Source organism: Bacteroidia bacterium (genome assembly GCA_039924845.1).
GTDB lineage: Bacteria > Bacteroidota > Bacteroidia > DATLTG01 > DATLTG01 > DATLTG01.
Map to the genome: position 1 here is coordinate 21,788 of JBDTAC010000048.1, position 20,445 is coordinate 42,232.

Below are 20,445 nucleotides of genomic sequence, written 5' to 3' on the forward strand. Positions count from 1 at the left end.
ACCCAAGTGAACCAAATTATTGAACCACCTTAAAACCTATATTTTGGTTGCCCTTTCGGACGTTGATATAATAAATCCCTTTTGCAGCTGGCGAAAAATTAATTTTTACATTGTTGTTTTGCACTTTTATTTCCTCGTCAGAAATAATTTTTTGTCCCAACATATTGATCGCGCTAATTATAACGTCTGAAAGGTTTTGGAAAGAAAAATTCAAGTAATATCCATTTGGCGTCGTTACTAATTTAACTAAATTTTGAAGCGGATTGATACTTTTTATTCCTGTTGAATTATCCAAAATAGTAATTATTTTTTGGATAGAATCTTCGCAGTTTTCGTTGGATGCAATTAACGTTACAGTGTAAATTCCGGCGACGTTGTAAGTGTGCTGCGAATCAAAATTAATATCTGTATTTCCATCGCCAAATTTCCATAAAAAAGAATTCGCACCGGCAGAATAATTACTAAATGAAATGGAGTGACCAATTGCGAAATAACTCGTGTCGCTGTTTGCATCAAATTCAGCAAGTACGGGCGTCTGTGCTGGAATTGTAATTGTATCAGTAATACTTCCACAGATAAAATTGGGATTGTTTGCGGTAACGTAATATGTTCCGGAAGTGAGATGCGCCAGCGTATCCGAAGTATTTGTTGTTGTAATTGTTTTTAAAACAATTCCGGAATTATTTTTCCACGTAAAGATAAATGTGCCGTTTCCATTTGAATTAACAAGAGCTGTAGCGTGTTCGCAATCTGTCGGAAAATACTTGGTTTCCATTCCAGCACTTACGTGAAGTAAAAATCGCGGAGCATTTGTCGTGTCAGAAATCGTGAAAGAATAAGTGTTCGTATTTTTCAAATCGGTTTTTATTCCTGTCAAGAGATCTTCTAAAACCAAACAAGAATTTTTCGGAATATTTGTCAAATTATCAGAACTAATTGTGTACGTTCCAGATGTACCTACTTTTACTCGCAAGGGAATGCTGAGTGAGGAATCGAGTTCTGGTATACTATTTATTGAAAAATCTGCATTCTGCGAAAGCGATGAAATGCTTGGAACTGCCGTACTTGTACTAACTATTTTATAGGCATCCAACAAACTATCAAAAGCCATTGTTGCCTCTTTATTAAATAAAATAAATGTTTCGTCGCTGTACGAATTTCCATTAATTCGTAAATGAATACTGAGCGATTGCACATTATGATTATTTTCTATTTTAGTGAAAGGCTTATTGCTGGAGGATTTTACATTTTCTGTCATCACCAATTTCGGACTACTACCATTTGTTTGCACCCAAAAGGATTGCGAAGAAGGAATAATATTGCTTCCTCCATTTGTGCCGATTCCGCTCACATAACTGGCGTATTGCTGCAATTGAGAATTCCAAATATAAATGGCGTTATTGATTTTTGTTTTCGTCCAACCGCTCGCAGCATTCCAATCAATGGCGGAAGGATACGTGTTCGAAATCATATTCCATCCGTCTTGCGATGCGCCCCCACTTGCTGTATAAGTTGGAGAGAAGGTTTGCGTTAATTTATTGGGCGGACCTGTAACTTTAATTGTTAAAGGTGTTGGACCCACGTAACACCAATATCCACCGGTATTTAAAATAGAATTACTGGTATTTGTTGCGCCCACGTAGCCATTGGAAAAAACTCCTGGAGCAGATTCGTTATATGTATAAATAGAAACGAAAGCATTTCCAGGATCGTTGGATCCAACAAAACCTGTTGTGTAAAAACAATTTGTCCATTGCTGAAGTGTTGCGCCGCTTACCGCAGATGCGAGAAAACGCCAACCTGTTTGTCCGGGCGGTAAATAACGTTGCATCGTAATATTTCCGACAAAATTAGCGCCCGTCGGAATACTTGCTATACTTGCAGTTCCAGCAGCATCAGAAATTAATGTAAGGTTTTGCCCTGTACTTGTAAAGGTTCCTTTCATCAGCGTTAGAGTTCCGATTAAATTTTCTGAATTTGTCAAATTTATCCCAACAGAATTATTCAAAATAATATTATAAAAAGAAGTAATACTTGTTCCGCCTATTATTTGAGCGCCTGTTCCGTTAAAAATGACAGTGCCTTTTTGTGCCTTAAAAACACCTTTATTTATAAAATTTCCTTTCAAGGTAATAGCGTAAAAGGAATTACTGACATCTAAATTATTTCCTGCATTTATTTGAAAAGTACTGTCTACATTGATATTTCCGGTAAGAATTTTTGTTCCGTTTCCTGCACAAGTCAAATTGTAAAAAAACTCATCAGACGTATTTGTAATTGTTTGAGAAGAATTTCCATCCAAAATAACGGTGCCTTTCCTTTTTACAAAAGAACCTGTGTTTAGCCAATTACCGCCCAGTTTTAGCGAATCGTTGCTCGTGGAAACATCCAGTGTGCTTTGTATATTTAGGTTTCCATTTATTTTTAAAGTGCCCGAAGTTGTTTTGATATTATTTCCAGAAATACCTAAATTATAATAAGCTCCATCGTCTGGTTTGTGAATGGTTTGTACGCCCAATCGATCATAAATAACAGTGTTTCCTGCAGCAGATGAATTAAATCCACTTACATTAAATTTTGCAGATTGTGTGCTGATATTTAATACGCTATTTATTCCTTGCGAAAAAATTCCGGAGCCCGTCAAACCTCCTGTTATTACGAGCGAAGTAGCATTTATGCACACTGCGCCAACATCCACTTTAATATTTTGGATGGCAATTGGTTTCCCGCTAATGCTTTTATTGATTCCTGTAAACGTGTACGTTCCGCCGCCCGAAATAAAATCCGTTCCGTTAAAAATTAAATTTCCAGACAGTTGCCAACTGTCGCTAACGGTGCAATCCCAAGTTCCATTGATGATTAAATCCGTTATTTGTTTCGCGCCACTCGTAGAAGTTATTTTAACAACCGCTCCAGCATCTACAATGGTAGCACCGCTTATTTTTAAATTAACACCATTAATCACGGAAGTGTCGTTTATAACGCGCAAATCTCCCGAAACATCCAAAGTGCCGAGCGTTCCGTTAACGGTGAGCATTCCGCCGTTTAAAATGGCGCCGCCTGTTCCCACAAAAAGTGTTTTATTTAATTTCCATTCGGCGATGCCTTCTATCAATAATGACAGGCAAACGGCTGCGCTCATGTCCATCGTTACCGTCGTTCCCGATTTAACAATTACATTATCGCTTGCTGATGGTACACCTGCGGGATCCCAAGTTGTTGCTGAAGACCAATTTCCGCTATTTATACTTGTTTTATCTATTGCGAAAATTTTTTGGGAAGAAAAAAATAAAATAAATACTGCCAATGCTACCAACTTGGTCGATTGCATTTGTTTTTGAAAAATGCTTGTTTTCATACGTCCTCCTATTTTTTAGTAACACATTATTTTTCTTATCTGAAAAAGAACGCAGATCCTTAAAAATAAGTATGTAGAAATAAAGAATCGTTCGAAAAATTATTTTTTTGAACGATGAAATTTAATTGGAAATAATACGTTGCGAAAAAATATTTTTTCAAAGCACTTTTTTTATTCAGAAACCTATTATTCCTCATCTCTCAAATAACTATGAAAAAAAATACTGAGTCAATTTTATTTTTAATCTATATTTTTACTACCTTTATCGAAATAAATTGCTATTCCGTGGTATCTATTCTTCGAAAAATAGAAATAAGTATTGGAGTTGTTTCACTAAACGACGATGGAATACTTATTGTGAAAATGAATGAAAATGCCATAGTGGACGTGGCTCAAGTAAAGGAACAGCACGAAGCCGCCTTAATGCTTACAGAAGGGAAAAAATATGCTGTATTAATAGATGCTCGCGCAACTATTTCTGCTTCGCCAGAAGCCAGAGCTTATGGTGCTTTGCCTGAATTATACCCGAACATTTTGGCACAAGCTATTTTAGTAAATTCGCTTGCCAATAAATTAATGGGGAATTTTTACATCAAATTCAATAAACCTCCTGTACCCGCTCAGTTATTTCAAACAGAAAAAGCAGCAATGGATTGGTTGAGAGAGAAAATGAAATTGATTTAGCTTGCTGAAAAAATATTTTTTGAAAGCTATTTTTTTAGTTTCTGTTAAAATTTACTCTGCAACAAATTTTTAATCAATGTTTCTACCGAAATATTATCAGCTTCGGCTTTGTAGTTTCGCACAATGCGATGACGTAATATCGGAATGGCAACTGCTTGCACATCTTCAATGTCTGGTGCATATTTTCCAGAAAGCGCGGCGTGGCATTTTGCTCCTATAACCAAATATTGCGAGGCTCTCGGACCTGCTCCCCAAGAAAGATATTGTTTAATTTCATCTGTCGCATATTCGCTTTCAGGGCGCGTTTTGGCAACTAATTTTACAGCGTATTCCAATACATTATCAGTAATTGGAATTCGGCGTACCAATTCTTGAAAATAAATAATTTCCTCGTTTGTGAGAATTTTATTTAAACTCATTTTATGATCGGAAGTGGTGTTTTTTACTACTTGTAATTCTTCAGAATAGGTTGGATAATCCAACCAAACATTAAACATAAAACGGTCGAGTTGCGCTTCCGGTAAAGGATAGGTACCTTCTTGCTCAATGGGATTTTGCGTTGCCAATACAAAAAAAGGATGCTCAAGTACATAGCGTTTTCCAGCAGTTGTAATAGCTCTTTCTTGCATGGCTTCTAACAAAGCAGATTGTGTTTTAGGAGGAGTACGATTGATTTCGTCGGCTAAAATAATATTGGCAAATAAAGATCCTTTGATAAATTTGAAATGGCGATTTTCATCTAATATTTCCGTTCCTATAATATCAGACGGCATTAAATCTGGTGTAAATTGAATTCGGTTATAAGACAAGCCGAGCGTGTCAGCAATGGTTGTTACCAAAAGTGTTTTTGCTAATCCAGGAACACCGATTAATAAGCAATGTCCTTTACTGAAAATGGCAATCAATACATTTTTTACAGTGTCTTCTTGTCCAATAATGACTTTGCGGATTTCCGCATTTAATTCTTTGTATTTGCTTACAAAAGCATTTACCGCTTCCACATCTGATTTATAATTCATGTTCTATGAGTGTTTATTTGTCGGCTATGGTTGTGTTTTTCCATGGATTATCAAATTTGCAATCCAAATAATCTTCGTCTATGTGAACATACGTATCCGTTAATTTACTTTTAATCCAATTGTTGATTGTTTTGTGTTGTTTAACGGAAAGTGCTTGGTTTTGTATTGCTTGATAATCGTCTTGCAAATTGGCTTTATGAGGTTTCGTCCTAGTTTTGAGATACAAAATACGATAAGCTTGTTTGGCATCTTTTGTTGCCATTGGTTCTGGGTCTGATATATCTCCAGGTTGCATTTTATCAATACTGAAGACTAAATTCGGATCTACTTGTCCCAGTTGATCCATATCATATTTAGTGGATCCTGTTTGCATGTTCATAATTAAACCACCATCATTTTTGGAATCATCGTCGTCGGAATACCTCATAGCGGCTTCGGAAAAAGGAAGGCTATCTTTTGTGATAATTTTTTTAATGCTGTCTAAATATAATTTTGCTTTTAACATGTCGTCTGGGTCTACTTTTGGGGCAATTAGGATATGACGTAAATCTACAAATTCGCCTCTGCGTTTAATTAATTGCACAAAATGGTATCCGTATTGTGTTTCAAATACAGGGGAGATTTCACCTTCTTTTAAATTAAAAGTTACGGCATCAAATTCCGGAACAAATTGTCCACGTTGAATATTTTTATATTCTCCACCATTTTTAGAAGACCCAGGATCATCCGAATAAAGTACGGCAAGCGTAGAAAAATCTTCTCCCGACAGCACTCTTTTTCGTAATTCAGTAATTTTATCGAAAGCCACTTTTTTTTCTGCGGATGTAATATTTGGCTTTTTTACAATTTGCCCAATTTCCACTTGCGCATTGATAAATGGAATACTGTCTTTCGGGATGGTATTAAAATAATCGCGCACATCGAGTGGAGAAACGCTGATGTCGGCAGTAATTTTTGATTGTTGTTGTTGTTCCAATAACAAATCACGAATTTTATCTTTCAAATCCGCTTTGTATTCATCCACAGATTTGCCATAAAAAGCTTCAAATTTTTCTTGCGATCCAAATTGCGAAATATAGTAATCCATCCGCTTGGTTAGTTCCGCATCCACTTGTTCGTCCGAAACAGTTAAGCTGTCTTTTTCCGCTTGGTTGAGCAATAATTTTTGGTACAATAAATCTTCGAATATTTTGCAACGCGTGGTAGGTGTTACGCTGGCACTTTGTGCAACTAATTGCAAATATTGTGTTTCTACTTCGGATTGCAGCACGATTCCCTTGCCCACAATTCCAATTATTTTATCAACATCTTGAGGTTTTAGACTGTTTTGTGCTTTTGCAGCAAAAATTGTCGAAAAAATTAAAAGACTACTAAAAAATATTTTTTTTGCGTTCATTTCGTATAGATTTCTATTTTTTTATCCGCCAAGGCGTTTTGATAAATATCGTTTTTCATTTTATTTGTTAATTCCAATTTTCGTTTATTAAGTATTATGCTTCGGATATTATTTTTTTCAAAAGCTAAAGGCGATGTACTGTCTTTAATTTTAAATCCTTTGATATTCAAAAAATAATAATTTCCTGAATCCGCTACTTCTACAAATCTGTTATTTTGTAAAAATAGTTCTTTATTGTATGTCTCGATGGGAATTTCTTTTAGAATATCATCAAATAACAACCACGTATTGTCGTCTAAATAATAATTTTCGGCAAATTGATAACAATAATTGGCGAGCGATTGACGATCTTTAATATTGTCTGATTTATACCATTTACGAAGTCTATCAAGTTGCGGCGCATTGTGTTTTACTTTTACATAAATAACTTTAAGAATATTATCTTTTAACAAAAAGCTGGCTGTATTGTCGTTGTAGTATTTTTCAATTTCGGCATCCGTTACAGAAGTATCTAATTTCTGGCGAATCAATTCCTTTTCGTAGGCATAGGTAATGAGGGAATTCCGATAATCCTGTAATTGTTTATCTACATTTTTTTTATTCTCGGGCAAATTGGTTTCAGCTTGATGAATCAATAATTCCTCTCTCACCCAATTATCTACATACTTACGGATTAATACAATGCTATCTGCTGCTGCCATACCTTTTGGAACAATTCCCGCAACATCTGTTTCATAAAGTGAAGTGGTATAAACTTTTGCTAAAATTTTCGACGTGTTTTTTTCCTGTTTTTTAAAATACGAACAAGAACTCAAAAGCAGCGAACAACAAAAAGAAGAGATAAAAAAGGTTTTCAAAAAATATTTTTTTAAATGAACAAAAGCCTGCAAAAAACGGCAGGCTTTTGTTTTTATTGTGTAAAAATTAAATCTATTATTGAATGGATGAAAGCACTTTTTGATCGATGTTCACAGTATATTTTTGTTTCAATGAAGTAATCCATTCATTTTCCAAATACGTTTGATAATCTGCCGTAATCAAACCTTTCGCTTCTTCGTACGATTTTGGTTCTGGTTTAATTATTTTGTGTACATCTACAAATTCCACGTTTTTATCTACATTGGTATTTTCAGAAATTCCTTCTTTCCAATTGGCATCTATTAATGGATTTTCCTTTTTCTGATAAACTTGGCTTTCAATTTTTAAATTCAATTGTGAGTCTTTGTTTATTTTCGCTAAAATAGCAGTATCGGTTTCTTTTTTCTTCAACATTTTTTTTACTTCTTTCGCGATTTTTTCGTCCAAACACGTGTAAATAGAAGCGTCTGCTCGCTCATTCCACATATATTTTGTTTTGTTTTGCTCATAAAAATTCTTCGCGCCCACGCTGTCTTGAATGGCTTTTGTCCACACTTTTTTATCGGTTAATTCAAACAATAAAATACCATCTTTATACTCTTGCATCAAGGCATGAAAATCTGGATATTCTTCATCCAAACGCGATTGTTCGTACGCCACGCAATTGTCGTTTACGAATTGATCATACATCATATTGACCGCTATTTTCAAATCCGTTTTTGCTCTTTTTACTTGGTGATCTGCTAAAAACCGAGCAAAATCAGCTTGTGTAAATTCTTTTTTCTGTAAATTAAACATCGGTTTATCTAATTTTTTTGCTTTTGCAACATCCCATTTTCCTTCAAAAAAAGTAGAATCCACTACTTTGTAAAATTCATCACGCAATTTCAAATTTTGTTTAAAATCGTATTTCTTTTTCACGTTTGCAATAAAGACTGTTTTCCCAGCTTCCGAACGAGAATCTTTCGAAATTTTTGTTTTCAAATCTGCTTCCATGTCTGAGAAAGGAGCCAACTCTTTTTTACCTAAACGCTCAATAATATGCCATCCGAAACGTGTTTTGATTGGTTCTGAATACGTGCTGTCTTTTTGCAATTCGAAAGCTGCTTTTTCAAATGTAGGAGGCATTTGATTGGTTCCAAACCAAGGTAATTCTCCACCTCTTGGTGCAGAACCTTTATCGTCCGAAAATTGTTTTGCCAATTCACTGAAATTACCTCCATTTTGAAGTTTTTGGTAAATTTCATCTATCTTTTGTTTCGCTTTTAACGAATCTTCTGGATTCATTTTAGAAGACGTTTTTATCATAATGTGCGCCACATGAATTTCTCCTTCGGCAGGACGAATATCGTTCACTTTTATAATGTGATAACCAAAACGAGTGCGAACCGGCATCGAAATTTCGCCTACTTTTGTTTTGTAAGCCATTGTTTCAAAAGGATATACCATTTGTAAGGCTGTAAAATAGCCTAAATCGCCACCATTTGTTTTTGCAGATGGATCTTCGGAATATTCACGAGCTGCTTCATCAAAAGACATTCCCTTTAATATTTTGGAGCGTATTTCCATAATTTTCATATACGCTTTTAATGTGTCTTTTGGAAGTGCGTCTTCGTTCAATCGAATTAAAATATGGCTTGCACGAATGTCTTTTTTTAAACGATCGTAGGCTTCTTCCACCAATTTGGTATCGGTATTTTTATCAGTTAAATAAGGTTTTTCAAGTTGTTTCCGATATCCGTCTAATTCTGTTTTAAATGCCGTTGTTGTATCCATCCCTAAATCTTCAGCTTCCTGAACTTTTAAACGATAATCCACAAATAAATTCAAATAATTATTGACGGAATTTTTATTATTCAGCGAATCTTTTGGCGTATTTTTTTTATAAATCGTTTCAAATTCCGACACTTTTATTTTATTCCCAGCGATGGTCATCAAAACGGGATCATTGTCTTGTGCCGAAACACTATTTAAAAACAAAGTTGCTACTGAAAGCAATAATATTTTACCGATAATTAATTTTTTGTTCATATTTATTTCTGTTTTTTTTAAGGGAAGCAAATGTAATTAAATCTTTTTGGATGTCGTGAATTAATAATACACTACCTTTTTTTTAACAAAATTTAACGTTCGAAAAAATAATTTTTCGAGACCATTTTTTGAGTCAAAATAACGACTTCAAAAAAATAATTTTTCAAACCGTAAAATTACATCTTCGGCATATTTTTCATCATTTTCATCATATTTTGTTTATTCGACATCAATTTCATCATTTTTCGTGTGTCTTCAAATTGCTTCATTAATTTGTTCACATCTTGAATCGTTTTCCCGCTGCCATCCGCAATTCTTTTTTTACGACTTCCGCTCAATACATCTGGGTTTTCGCGCTCAAAAGGAGTCATCGAATAAATAATGGCTTCAATTCCTGTAAATGCGTCTTCTTTGATGTCTATATCTTTCGCAGCTTTCCCTATTCCAGGAATCATTCCCACCAAATCTTTGATATTTCCCATTTTCTTAATCTGCTGCATTTGTGCTAAAAAATCATTGAAACTGAATTGATTTTTAGCGATGCGTTTTTGCAATTTCCGTGACGCTTCCGAATCAAATTGCTCTTGAGCACGTTCCACCAACGTAACCACATCGCCCATTCCCAAAATACGATCCGCCATCCGCTCTGGATAAAAAACATCCATCGCGTCCATTTTTTCACCCGTTCCCACAAATTTAATCGGTTTATTTACAACCGATCGAATCGAAAGCGCCGCTCCACCACGCGTATCACCGTCCATTTTGGTAAGAATAACTCCGTCAAAATCCAAACGATCATTAAATGCTTTGGCTGTGTTTACTGCATCTTGACCAGTCATTGCATCCACCACAAATAATATTTCATCTGGATCAATAGCTTTTTTCAAGGCACCAATTTCGTTCATCATGGCTTCGTCCATCGCCAAACGACCAGCGGTATCAATAATCACGACGGTATTCCCGTTTGCTTTTGCTTGCTGAATGGCTTTTTTAGCGATGCTTACTGGATCTTTACTTTCGATATCGAAAAAAACATCCACACCAATTTGTTCGGAAAGTATTTTTAATTGCTCCACAGCTGCCGGACGATACACATCGCACGCAACTACCAGCGGGTTCTTATTTCGCTTATTTTTAAGATGATAGGCTAACTTACCTGTAAAAGTAGTTTTACCAGACCCTTGCAACCCAGACATTAAAATAACGGTCGGATTTCCACCTAATTTAATATCTGTTTTTTGTCCGCCCATGAGTTTTGCCAATTCCTCATGCGTAATTTTTATCATCAATTGTCCTGGCGAAATAGCCGTTAAAACATTTTGTCCGAGCGCTTTTTCTTTTACGGTATCGGTAAATGTTTTGGCAACTTTATAATTTACGTCGGCGTCCAACAAAGCTCTGCGCACTTCTTTCAGCGTTTCTGCAACGTTTACTTCGGTTATTTTGCCTTGTCCTTTCAGGATTTTAAATGCCCTATCGAACTTATCGCTTAAATTTTCAAACATTTTTTATTGTTTTTTTTTGAGAAGCACAAAAGTAAAAAAATAATGTGATTTTTTACATAGCAATTAAGTGATTATATGTGGAAGAATTTAAGGTTTGAAAAAATATTTTTTTGAACTTCATTTTAAATTCATAATGACCAATGCACTTTTGTAAAAAAATTAATCTACACCTTTTAAAACAAAACAATTATGAAAAAAAATCTTTCCATTGTATGTGCAGCATTATTTGCTGTATGTATGCTTCAATCAAATGTTTCTGTTGCGGCACAAACTCAAACTCAATCCAAAACGATTACCACTGCTCCACAAGACAATGGTAAGGACAAAGATCATGGAAAACACAAAGGAGAACACCACAAACACCACCATGGTCATCACGAACACCACAAAGGTGGAGACAAAAAGTAATTTTTTGTCAGATAAAAAAGAACTCCTTTAGCAAAATGCGAAGGAGTTCTTTTTTTATACTTTTGATAAAATTTTATAAAAAATGAATCGTAAAAAAATATTTTTTTCAGGACTTGCTTTTAGCGTATTTATTTTTATTTGCGGTAATTCTAGCGCTTTTTCACATCCATCCAATCGGAATCATTTATATTCTTCTTTCTATTTTCCAACACCTAAAGACACTACTTCAGCGGCGGCGGATACTGCCGACAATGACATCAAATACCGTGAATTTATTTTTCAAAATGAATACGGCACAAACAGCGTTGTAAAAGGAAGAATCAACGGTAAATTACCTTATTCTGAACCTGGATTTACATACAATGCTTTGTCTGGTTTTAACTGCGGATTCACAATTACCCGACTATTGGGAAAGTATAATATTTGGGATGAAAAAGATTTAACTGCCGGTTGGGATTTTGATTTTACAGATAGCTGGGATGGCTCCATCGCTTATGCGCATCAATTTTATAATTCTCAAACGCCAAAATTAAATTCGGTTTTAGACAATTCGATTATCGGCGAAACAGGTTACGATTTTAATATAATTTATACTTCCATCACCGCAGAATCTGATTTTGGAAGTATAAAATCGAAAGCTAAAAAAAAGAATAATTCACTTAGCGATTTTTCTCTAATCTACGCTATTTCTCATCTATTTGAAATAGATCACCTTTTTCGGAAAAAGAAAAAAGATGAATTAGACATTGAACCAAAAATAAGCTGGGAAGGCGGAACGCAAAATTCTTACGATCAATATTTTAAAAAGAAAGCCGAAAATACACAAGGATATACATATAATCCCGTAAAATCTCCCACTGCTTTTAGTACCTTAAATTATGAATTCTCATTGCCGATAACATATACTATCGGACATTTTTCCATTGTGCCTGAATGGGATTATTACCTTCCTCAAAATGTTATTTCTGCAGATGTTTCATCCAAACCATACGGAATTGGCATACTCACGCTAAGTTATACTTTTAGAAAGCCGAAGTAATTTGTTTTATGAAGTACAGCTTCATAAAAATATTTTTTTGACACAGTTCATTGTACAGACCCGTACATGCTCCATCAAACAGTGTACATGCTCCATCACACGAGTAACATCTGCCATCAAACAAATAACATCTGCCATCACACGAGTAACATGTGCCATCACACGAGTAACATCTGCCATCAAACAAATGACATGCTCCATCACACAGTGTACATGCGTCATCACACTGTGTATATGCTTCATCACACGAGTAACATACGTCATCACACGGTGTACATGCTTCATCAAACAAATGACGGCGGGCAAAACACTATAAACTTAAAACTTACAAACCTATAACCCTTTTTTACTAAAAATAATTATCATTAGATTTGGAATATTAAATATGTGTTCTACATTTGATTCTGTGTAAGATTTACAATCAAGGTTCTTACGCTATTACATTTAATAGTTCTAATTTAGCATCAGGAACCTATATTTGTACCATGACAACTAAGGATGATAAAAAAACAGTAGAAATTGTTAAAAGCAAATAAGGTGATGAAAAAAATATTTTTCTTCTTTCTAAGTATTGCTTTGTTGGCAAGTTGCTCCATCAGCAAACGGAAATATCTGTCGGGTTATCACATTGATTGGAACACAAGAACTAAAAATATAGCTACTGTTCAGAGTGCTAAAAAATCAAAACCTGAAATACAGAAAAATATTTCTGAAAAAAACATTTTTGAATCTCAAAAAGCAATCACTAAAAAAAATAATTTGAGCATATCAACATCAAAAAACGAGAAAGTTGTTCCCAAAAATTTATCAATCGGAAAAGTGTTTTTCCCAAAATTAATGAAGCCTTTTAGTCTTTTTGGAGATACATTAAAATCAAATCAATCCCCAATAAACTCTGTACGCAAAAAAGAAGTTAAGAATCCTTGGTTAAGTCCTCTTTTTGGTGGATTATCATTGCTTTCATCTATATTGTTTCTATATTCTTTCGTAGCGGGAAACATTGGTGCAGCACTGCTGTTATTGATATTGACGATAATTTTATGTTTTATAACAATAAGAAAAACGAGCGAAATACGCCATAATTCCAATGGGAGATACAAAGGCTTGGCCATTTTGGCTATAATCTTAGTTTGCCTAAGTATTCTTCTTTTAGTATTAATATACTAAATAATTGCATTATAGGCTTTTACAACAGCTGAAATTTTAATTTTAGCTGTTGTTTTTCCACTAATTCAGTCGGCTTTTGCAATAATTATTTATTTGTAATTTTTTATGTTTTACAAGCAGGTGCTACTTTTATGTTTGATGGAGAAAGAGCTCCAAAAAATAATTTTTATTTTTTTATCTTTGGGTTGAATTTAAGCAAATGAAAAAAATAAATTTTCTTTTCGCAATAATAATTTGCCAAACTGCTTTTGCACAAAAACAAAAAGCGGATAGTTCAAAATGGAAATAATTTGGGAGATACACAGGTATTGTTACTGAAAAAAGTAGAAGAACTTACTTTGTATATGATACAGCAGAATAAAAAAATAGACGATTTACAAAAGCAAGTAAATGATTTAAAAGCAAGAAAATAATTTCTGTACCATGAAACCATTTAGATTTTATTTTTTATCTATTCTTTTTTTTCTGTCGTTGAATTCGTTTGGACAGCAAAAAATTAAATTCTTGCTCGTTCCTATGGCAAACGTTTTGCAACCCCTTCAATATCTTTCAATCGTAACTGAAAAGCATCCTCTAATTAACATTAATCATTTGAACGAAGCGCGTTTTTTTGCAAATAAAGAAGCTTTTGAAACATACATTTATAGTTTAGATTCACATGAAGCTATTCCTTCTATTGATTTCGATAAATTTAATTGCATCACAATTTGTGCTGAAACTAAGGTATCTACTAATCCAAAATGGATGGGTAGTTTTTCACGATTCAATCGTAAAATAATCTTTTTGAATTTCAGCAATAAAGGAACTTCAAATATGCATGCTGAATATTTCAGTTATATATTACTGCAAAAAGGAGATACACTACCTTCCAAAATTTATTATTCAATTAATTATACATATAATCAAAAAACGACACCTATAATTCACGACAAAAATCTTCCCGATTCAACAGGCTCCTCGCATTCAGTTTCGGTTATAACAATACGAGCGACACATCCTACAGGACCTAATAACCAAGCTCTTATTTTTACCGATAAAAAGAGTTTTGAATCATATTTTAATAGCACACAACCAATACCTTTTATCGACTTCAGTCAATATAATTGTGTGGCGTTTTATTTCGGTGGTGATGCAGAATTGGGACTAAGGTGGACTGGTAAGATTTATACAAAAAACAATCACCCAATATTATTTTTGAGGAAATTCACAGCATCAAAGTCTGGCTTTAGTTCACAAATTTTAGGATATTTTTTTAACTATTTATTGTTGCCAAAAGGAGATGCTATGCCTTCCGAAATTCATTATTTTGATTATGCTGTAAAAAAATGAAAAACATGAAAAAAATATTCCTATTTATCTTCATTTGTCCCATTTTATTGGTTATGCGCAAGAAGATAAAGATGCGACTACTTCAAAATATCCAACTGATTGGACTGATATTGGTGTAGGAAATGCATCAACCGATTTTTTTAAAACGAAATCCAACGATGCTAATTTTGTGTTGGATTATAATCGCGCTATTGATAAAATGTATTTTGAGCTTGGCATAAATGGTAATATTTTGACAACAACTCCTTATTTATCTACCATTAATTTAGATATTGGAGATAGATTATTTTCGAGATATTATTTACTTAGTGGCTTTGTCGGTCCAGCTTATATGTGGGGCGATAAAACAGATAGCGGAAACCACTTTTCTACTATTGGCATAAATACAACAATTCAGATTATTGGAAAACCACTGAAGGATTTTGGAATAGGAATTGAGCTTTATTCCAATTGGAATTATATACAAAGCAATGTCGGATTTAGAGTTGTTATTAATATTTCAAGTGGTAAATAAAACGCAAATTTAACTTAAACTATTTTAGATGAATCCTCATATTGCTTTTCATTTGGAAACTGCAATAGCCGGTCCTTATGTTTTGCAAGCAGGTGCTACTTTTATGTTTGATGGAAAAAGAGCTTCAAAAAAATAATTTTTCAAATATAAAAAAGAAGCTATCAATTATCCTGCAAAAGGATTTCTCCTGAAAACAGAAACGTGTATAAAACCAATACTAATGCCACCTAAAGCTTGTTCTGCCATTTGCCAAGTAATGTTGATGAGCACATTTACCCGCGTCATTCCTCCATTAAAAGAAACGCCTATAACTACGGACATAAAGTAAATAATGGCGCCACAAATAGCGCCTATTATCAAGCCTTTTAAACGTGGCTTTTTTGGAAATTTTTCCATCAAACGAGATTCGTATACACTGTTTAATGCGAAACCAATTATCAGATAAACAAAGGAAGCAACAGCTAAAAAAATAGTTTTAGGATAAGGCGAATGAGATAAATCATTTAGCAGTACGCCGTGCCATAGGTAAAAAGCACTGAACATAACGACAGAGGAAACAATCCAAGCAGTAAAAAATTTTTTCGTAAACATAAGTTTAAATTTTTCAACACATTTCCTGCAACAAAGATACGAGATTTTTGGAAAAAAATTTTCCGAATGGCTATTTATGTATATTTGGAGAACAATAAAAGATGAGGGTTTTCAGAAAAATATTTTTTTACACGGTACTTTTTGCTTGCTTTACTGCTTGCAATGGTGAATACGGAAAGCCTTCGTGGGATATGAACGTGGCAGCTCCGCTTGTAAAAACGTCGCTAAACATTAATAATTTAATGAGTGATACGCTATTGAAATCGAGTCCTACCGATAGTTCACTAACACTTGTTTACAATAATAATTTGTACACTTTTCAGGTAGATAGTTTATTGAATATTCCTGATACTACACTGGCGTATAGCTACCATCTTCCTTCTGGCAGTTATACTTTTTCTCCCGGACAATTAATCGTGGATCAAACAAAAACAACAATGTATTCTTTGAGAGGTGCGCAATTAACCAACGCTACCATTCAATCTGGTGATGTAAAATTCGATATAAAAAGTTACGTACCAGCACTTACAGATTATACATATTCGATTCCTTCCGCTACATTAAACGGAATTCCATTTAGCATCACCGTACAAGTGCCTGCGGCAACAAACTCAGCACCTGGAGTGTATAACGGCACGTATAGTTTGGCGGGTTATAAAATAGATTTGAAAGGTCCAAGCGAAAACACATTTAATACGCTTACTACTAATCTTCAAGCAAGTGTGGATAATTCCGTAGTAGGCGGCGTAACGGTGTATCCTGCTGACAGTCTTATTATTGATAATACTTTTGAGCAAATGATTCCTTCGTATGCACGCGGATATTTCGGGCAACAAATATTTAATGTAGGTCCAGCAACTACGGCGGTTAATATTTTTAATCACATCAGTAACGGAAATATTCAATTGCAAAATGCAAGCATGATCATTACTATTAACAATGGTTTCGGAATAGATGCCACCGCAGTTATTAATACGCTTTCTTCTGAGAATACACATTCTGGAAGCACCGTTTTATTAACGAATTCTGTTATCGGTTCTCCCATTAATATCAATCGCGCTACGGAAACCGGGAATCCATACAATCCTGTAAACACAAGCGTTTATACGGTTTCTATGGACAATACTAATTCGAACATTACGAGCCTGATTGGTAATTTACCGAATCAATTTGGATACGGAATTAAAATCACCACCAACCCACTTGGAAATGTTTCTGGCGGCAACGATTTTATGTATGCCGGACATACAATTTCTGCGAATCTCGACATTCAAGTTCCACTCGCGCTTGTCGCGAATAACTTAACATTAGAAGATACCGTTACCACTAATTTTGCGCCCGCAAGCGGAAACAGTCATCTCAACAATGGCACATTTATTTTGTGGGCAAACAACGGATTTCCTTTCAGCGCGCAGGTTCAATTGTATTTGCTCAATCAAAACAATCAAATTACGGATTCGCTTTGCGCGAATAATTTTATTAATCCAGCGCCTGTAAATGCTTTGTATAAAGTAATTGCGCCTTTGATAACGCAAGCCTCCATTCCTTTAACAAGTGCAAAATTGACCGAATTACAAAACACAAAAAAGATATTTATCAAAAGTGTTTTCAATACATCTAATAAACCAACGTATATAAAATTATATAGCAATTATTCGTTGGATTTAAAACTAACTGGTAATTTTAATTATACTATTTCATTGCATTGAATGTGAAAAAATATTTTTTTGGCGGCATTTTATTTCTTTGTGGCATGAACGCAAGAGCTCAATTCGACACGCTTTACATCAATCGCACAAACGATAGCATCAAAGCAAGCATCGGTTTTTACGGCAATTACGATTACAATTCAAACGCCATTACGAATCGTTTTCTGGGCACTTTTTTAAAAAACGGTTTTTTAGATAATTCGATGAAAGATGCTGTTAGCAATCGTTTGCAAAGCACCAATCGTTTTGGGGGCGATGTTCAGGAAGGTGCTTATTATACATTTTACAGCAAGAAAAAAGAAGAGAAGTTTTTTGTCGCATTTAAAAATTGTTTGCATTTCGACACACAATTTTCTCCCGATTTATTTAACGTAGCTTTTTACGGGAATCAACAATATCAAGGAAAAACAGCCAATTTTGATAATTTCAATCTCAATTTATTGCAATACCAACAAGTAGAATTTGGCATCGTTAAAAAAATATTTTTTTCAGAAGACACAACCAACAAAGCTGTTTTTTATGGTGCCAGCATTGCTATTTTAAACGGGCAACAATACACGTCTATTACTGCTAAAACAGCGCAATTGTACACGGATATAAATGATCAATACATTAATTTTAATACGTCTGTGATGATGAATCAATCCGATACTGCACGGAAAAAATTCGGATCAGTCAATGGCATTGGTGCTGCACTTAATTTGTTTATCTATATGCCATACATTACTTATAAACACAAAGGTTCTATCACTATTCACGTAACAAATATTGGTGCCATTGAATGGAATAAAAATGCATCTACCTACCAACAAGATTCTCTTTTTCATTACGAAGGATTTCAAATAAATAATATTTACGATTTGAAAAATGCGACCTTTGCCGCGGCACAACAGGACAGTGTTTTAAAAAAATTAACTACCTTAAAAAAGCAAGCCTACTCCACTACATTGCCCGCTACATTAGATGTTTCGAGCACTACCAATTACGGAAAGTTTCAATTTACGAAAGGTTTTAATTATATTTTTAATGCCAATTATACGATGTGTTATTTCATCGGCGGAAATTATTTTTTCAATCCTAATTTTTGTCTGACAACACGTATTTCTTACGGAGGATACGGTTTTATGAGTTATGGTTTAGGAATTGTTGCGAAATTAAAACATAATTTTACGCTCACTTTTGCGAGCAACGATATCGAAGGATTTATTTTACCAAACAGCACTACCGGTGGCGAAATGCAAGTTAAACTTGTTAAATATTTTAATTGATTTATGATAGAAAAGATAAAAAAAATAAAACACGTTTCGAAAAATAATTTTTTCCTTTTGGCCGGGCCTTGTGTGGTAGAAGGCGAAGAAATTACTTTTGCCATTGCAGAAAAAGTAAAAGCAATTTGCGACAAACTTGAAATTCCTTTTATTTTTAAAGCTTCTTACCGCAAAGCAAATCGTTCCCGCATCGATTCTTTTACCGGAATTGGTGATGAAAAAGCTTTAAGAATAATTCGCGCTATCGGCGAAAAATACGATTTGCCAACGGTTACAGACATTCACACCGCAGAAGAAGCATTTTTAGCGGCGGAATATGTAGACGTTTTACAAATACCCGCCTTCCTTTGCAGGCAAACCGATTTATTAATCGCGGCAGCGAAAACAGGAAAATTTGTAAACATCAAAAAAGGACAATTTGTTTCTGCCGAAGCCATGAAATTTGCGGTAGATAAAGTTCGCCAATCCGGCAACGACAACATTATGCTTACCGAACGCGGTGTCATGTATGGGTACCACGATTTGGTTGTAGATTATCGCAACATTCCAGAAATGCAAAAACACAAAGTGCCTGTTATCTTAGATATTACGCACTCTTTGCAACAACCGAATCAAAGTTCGGGCGTTACAGGTGGAAAACCAGAATTAATCGCAACCATAGCAAAAGCAGGAATAGCAGTAGGTGTAGATGGAATTTTTGTGGAAACGCATCCTGATCCTGCAAATGCAAAATCAGATGGAGCGAACATGTTACATTTAGATCACTTAGAAAATTTATTGGTTCAATTATTGAAAATTAGAAAAGCAATTCTTTAAGTCATTTAAGCCATGCGAAAAATTATTTTTTTGATGCTTCTTTTTTGTTCACTGAAAGGTGTTTCTCAAGGAAAGTTTGAGGTTGTGGACGGTGGCATTGGCGATAATTACGGGCAATCGGTACAACAAACCTTAGATAGCGGATACATTGTTGCGGGCTCTACAAGCAGCATCGGATATGGTAGTTCAGATGTTTACCTTTTTAAATTAGATACTGTCGGGAAAGTAAAATGGCAGCATACTTACGGAGGAACCAATGTTGATATGGGCTTCAGTGTTCAGCAAACAAAGGATCATGGATATATCATTGCGGGATACACCAATAGTTTTGGTGCCGGCGGATATGATTTTTATCTTGTCAAAACAGATAGTATCGGAAATCTCCAATGGCAAAAAACGTATGGTGGAGCCAATTGGGATTTTGCTTATTCTGTTAAACAAACTACGGATGGAGGATACGTTATTGTTGGCGGAACCTATAGTTACGGCAAAGGAAACGAAGATGTGTATCTCGTAAAAACAAATGCAATAGGCGATACGTTATGGACGAAAACCTACGGTGGCAGCGGACAAGACGAAGGCAGATCGGTTTGGCAAAATACAGATGGCGGTTATTTTATTACTGGATTTACCAATTCTTTCGGAGCGGGAGAATTTAATTCTTATTTGATTCGCACGAATAATTTGGGTGGTATTTTGTGGACAAAAACTATTGGAGATACCGTCAATCAAGCTTATTCCGGACAACAAACA

Annotated in this window: 19 protein-coding genes; 11 read left to right on the top strand and 8 right to left on the bottom strand. The window is 34.7% G+C overall.

Features of this window, described 5'->3' with window-relative positions; translation table 11 throughout:
- Positions 1–16: 16 nt before the first annotated feature.
- Positions 17–3,358, bottom strand: coding sequence for a PKD domain-containing protein (locus ABIZ51_05180; GenBank protein MEO7088170.1), 3,342 nt, complete (start codon positions 3,356–3,358; stop codon positions 17–19).
- Positions 3,359–3,568: 210 nt separating this feature from the next.
- Between ABIZ51_05180 and ABIZ51_05185 the strand changes: the two genes are divergently transcribed.
- Entirely contained in the window at positions 3,569–4,042 is a 474-nt protein-coding gene (locus ABIZ51_05185) for a hypothetical protein (GenBank protein ID MEO7088171.1), read from the top strand.
- Between the two features lie 44 nt (positions 4,043–4,086).
- On the opposite strand, the gene ABIZ51_05190 is transcribed toward ABIZ51_05185, so the two are convergent.
- The 5 genes from ABIZ51_05190 to ffh all read right to left on the bottom strand — a co-directional run bounded on the left by ABIZ51_05190 (position 4,087) and on the right by ffh (position 10,851).
- Entirely contained in the window at positions 4,087–5,061 is a 975-nt protein-coding gene (locus ABIZ51_05190; protein ID MEO7088172.1) for an AAA family ATPase, read from the bottom strand.
- A gap of 13 nt (positions 5,062–5,074) precedes the next feature.
- Complete coding sequence (locus ABIZ51_05195; protein MEO7088173.1) at positions 5,075–6,457, bottom strand: peptidylprolyl isomerase; 1,383 nt, start codon at positions 6,455–6,457, stop codon at positions 5,075–5,077.
- Positions 6,454–7,272 carry a hypothetical protein gene (locus ABIZ51_05200; GenBank protein MEO7088174.1) on the bottom strand — a complete coding sequence of 273 codons (819 nt, stop codon included), beginning with the start codon at positions 7,270–7,272 and terminating at the stop codon, positions 6,454–6,456. Before ABIZ51_05200 ends, ABIZ51_05195 begins: the two co-directional genes overlap by 4 nt.
- Positions 7,273–7,390: 118 nt before the next feature.
- Positions 7,391–9,346: a peptidylprolyl isomerase gene (locus tag ABIZ51_05205; protein MEO7088175.1), complete on the bottom strand. Its 1,956-nt coding sequence runs from the start codon at positions 9,344–9,346 to the stop codon at positions 7,391–7,393.
- Between the two features lie 176 nt (positions 9,347–9,522).
- The gene (gene ffh / locus ABIZ51_05210) at positions 9,523–10,851 is read right to left on the bottom strand and encodes a signal recognition particle protein (protein ID MEO7088176.1); all 1,329 of its coding nucleotides are present in this window, start codon (positions 10,849–10,851) and stop codon (positions 9,523–9,525) included.
- A 189-nt stretch (positions 10,852–11,040) separates the two neighbouring features.
- Between ffh and ABIZ51_05215 the strand changes: the two genes are divergently transcribed.
- Together ABIZ51_05215 and ABIZ51_05220 are read left to right on the top strand one after the other, a co-directional pair.
- Positions 11,041–11,259: a hypothetical protein gene (locus ABIZ51_05215; protein MEO7088177.1), complete on the top strand. Its 219-nt coding sequence runs from the start codon at positions 11,041–11,043 to the stop codon at positions 11,257–11,259.
- An 82-nt stretch (positions 11,260–11,341) separates the two neighbouring features.
- Positions 11,342–12,298, top strand: coding sequence for a hypothetical protein (locus ABIZ51_05220; GenBank protein ID MEO7088178.1), 957 nt, complete (start codon positions 11,342–11,344; stop codon positions 12,296–12,298).
- A gap of 21 nt (positions 12,299–12,319) precedes the next feature.
- Here ABIZ51_05220 and ABIZ51_05225 read toward each other — a convergent pair whose 3' ends face one another.
- Entirely contained in the window at positions 12,320–12,583 is a 264-nt protein-coding gene (locus ABIZ51_05225; protein MEO7088179.1) for a hypothetical protein, read from the bottom strand.
- A 255-nt stretch (positions 12,584–12,838) separates the two neighbouring features.
- Here ABIZ51_05225 and ABIZ51_05230 point away from each other — a divergent pair, with 255 nt between their 5' ends.
- The 4 genes from ABIZ51_05230 (at position 12,839) to ABIZ51_05245 (ending at position 15,308) form a co-directional block, all read left to right on the top strand.
- Entirely contained in the window at positions 12,839–13,465 is a 627-nt protein-coding gene (locus tag ABIZ51_05230; GenBank protein MEO7088180.1) for a lipoprotein, read from the top strand.
- 248 nt (positions 13,466–13,713) lie between these two features.
- Complete coding sequence (locus ABIZ51_05235; GenBank protein ID MEO7088181.1) at positions 13,714–13,878, top strand: hypothetical protein; 165 nt, start codon at positions 13,714–13,716, stop codon at positions 13,876–13,878.
- A gap of 10 nt (positions 13,879–13,888) precedes the next feature.
- Positions 13,889–14,794, top strand: coding sequence for a hypothetical protein (locus ABIZ51_05240; protein ID MEO7088182.1), 906 nt, complete (start codon positions 13,889–13,891; stop codon positions 14,792–14,794).
- A 34-nt stretch (positions 14,795–14,828) separates the two neighbouring features.
- A complete protein-coding gene (locus ABIZ51_05245) occupies positions 14,829–15,308 on the top strand; it encodes a hypothetical protein (protein ID MEO7088183.1) in 480 nt (159 codons plus the stop codon).
- Positions 15,309–15,473: 165 nt separating this feature from the next.
- On the opposite strand, the gene ABIZ51_05250 is transcribed toward ABIZ51_05245, so the two are convergent.
- Complete coding sequence (locus ABIZ51_05250; protein MEO7088184.1) at positions 15,474–15,899, bottom strand: hypothetical protein; 426 nt, start codon at positions 15,897–15,899, stop codon at positions 15,474–15,476.
- A gap of 101 nt (positions 15,900–16,000) precedes the next feature.
- Here ABIZ51_05250 and ABIZ51_05255 point away from each other — a divergent pair, with 101 nt between their 5' ends.
- The 4 genes from ABIZ51_05255 to ABIZ51_05270 form a co-directional block, all read left to right on the top strand.
- Positions 16,001–17,608, top strand: coding sequence for a hypothetical protein (locus ABIZ51_05255; protein MEO7088185.1), 1,608 nt, complete (start codon positions 16,001–16,003; stop codon positions 17,606–17,608).
- 44 nt (positions 17,609–17,652) lie between these two features.
- On the top strand, positions 17,653–18,876 hold the full coding sequence (locus ABIZ51_05260; protein MEO7088186.1) for a DUF5723 family protein: 1,224 nt from the start codon (positions 17,653–17,655) through the stop codon (positions 18,874–18,876).
- 3 nt (positions 18,877–18,879) lie between these two features.
- A complete protein-coding gene (gene kdsA / locus ABIZ51_05265) occupies positions 18,880–19,692 on the top strand; it encodes a 3-deoxy-8-phosphooctulonate synthase (protein ID MEO7088187.1) in 813 nt (270 codons plus the stop codon).
- A gap of 12 nt (positions 19,693–19,704) precedes the next feature.
- On the top strand, positions 19,705–20,445 hold a 741-nt coding region (locus ABIZ51_05270), incomplete at its 3' end, for a hypothetical protein (protein MEO7088188.1).

Bases quoted from the DNA above. Each gene is read 5' to 3' on its own strand.
- ABIZ51_05180 (MEO7088170.1), bottom strand. From the start codon at position 3,358: ATGAAAACAAGCATTTTTCAAAAACAAATGCAATCGACCAAGTTGGTA.
- ABIZ51_05185 (MEO7088171.1), top strand. From the start codon at position 3,569: ATGAAAAAAAATACTGAGTCAATTTTATTTTTAATCTATATTTTTACT.
- ABIZ51_05190 (MEO7088172.1), bottom strand. From the start codon at position 5,061: ATGAATTATAAATCAGATGTGGAAGCGGTAAATGCTTTTGTAAGCAAA.
- ABIZ51_05195 (MEO7088173.1), bottom strand. From the start codon at position 6,457: ATGAACGCAAAAAAAATATTTTTTAGTAGTCTTTTAATTTTTTCGACA.
- ABIZ51_05205 (MEO7088175.1), bottom strand. From the start codon at position 9,346: ATGAACAAAAAATTAATTATCGGTAAAATATTATTGCTTTCAGTAGCA.
- ffh (MEO7088176.1), bottom strand. From the start codon at position 10,851: ATGTTTGAAAATTTAAGCGATAAGTTCGATAGGGCATTTAAAATCCTG.
- ABIZ51_05215 (MEO7088177.1), top strand. From the start codon at position 11,041: ATGAAAAAAAATCTTTCCATTGTATGTGCAGCATTATTTGCTGTATGT.
- ABIZ51_05220 (MEO7088178.1), top strand. From the start codon at position 11,342: ATGAATCGTAAAAAAATATTTTTTTCAGGACTTGCTTTTAGCGTATTT.
- ABIZ51_05225 (MEO7088179.1), bottom strand. From the start codon at position 12,583: ATGAAGCATGTACACCGTGTGATGACGTATGTTACTCGTGTGATGAAG.
- ABIZ51_05230 (MEO7088180.1), top strand. From the start codon at position 12,839: ATGAAAAAAATATTTTTCTTCTTTCTAAGTATTGCTTTGTTGGCAAGT.
- ABIZ51_05240 (MEO7088182.1), top strand. From the start codon at position 13,889: ATGAAACCATTTAGATTTTATTTTTTATCTATTCTTTTTTTTCTGTCG.
- ABIZ51_05250 (MEO7088184.1), bottom strand. From the start codon at position 15,899: ATGTTTACGAAAAAATTTTTTACTGCTTGGATTGTTTCCTCTGTCGTT.
- ABIZ51_05255 (MEO7088185.1), top strand. From the start codon at position 16,001: ATGAGGGTTTTCAGAAAAATATTTTTTTACACGGTACTTTTTGCTTGC.
- ABIZ51_05260 (MEO7088186.1), top strand. From the start codon at position 17,653: ATGAACGCAAGAGCTCAATTCGACACGCTTTACATCAATCGCACAAAC.
- kdsA (MEO7088187.1), top strand. From the start codon at position 18,880: ATGATAGAAAAGATAAAAAAAATAAAACACGTTTCGAAAAATAATTTT.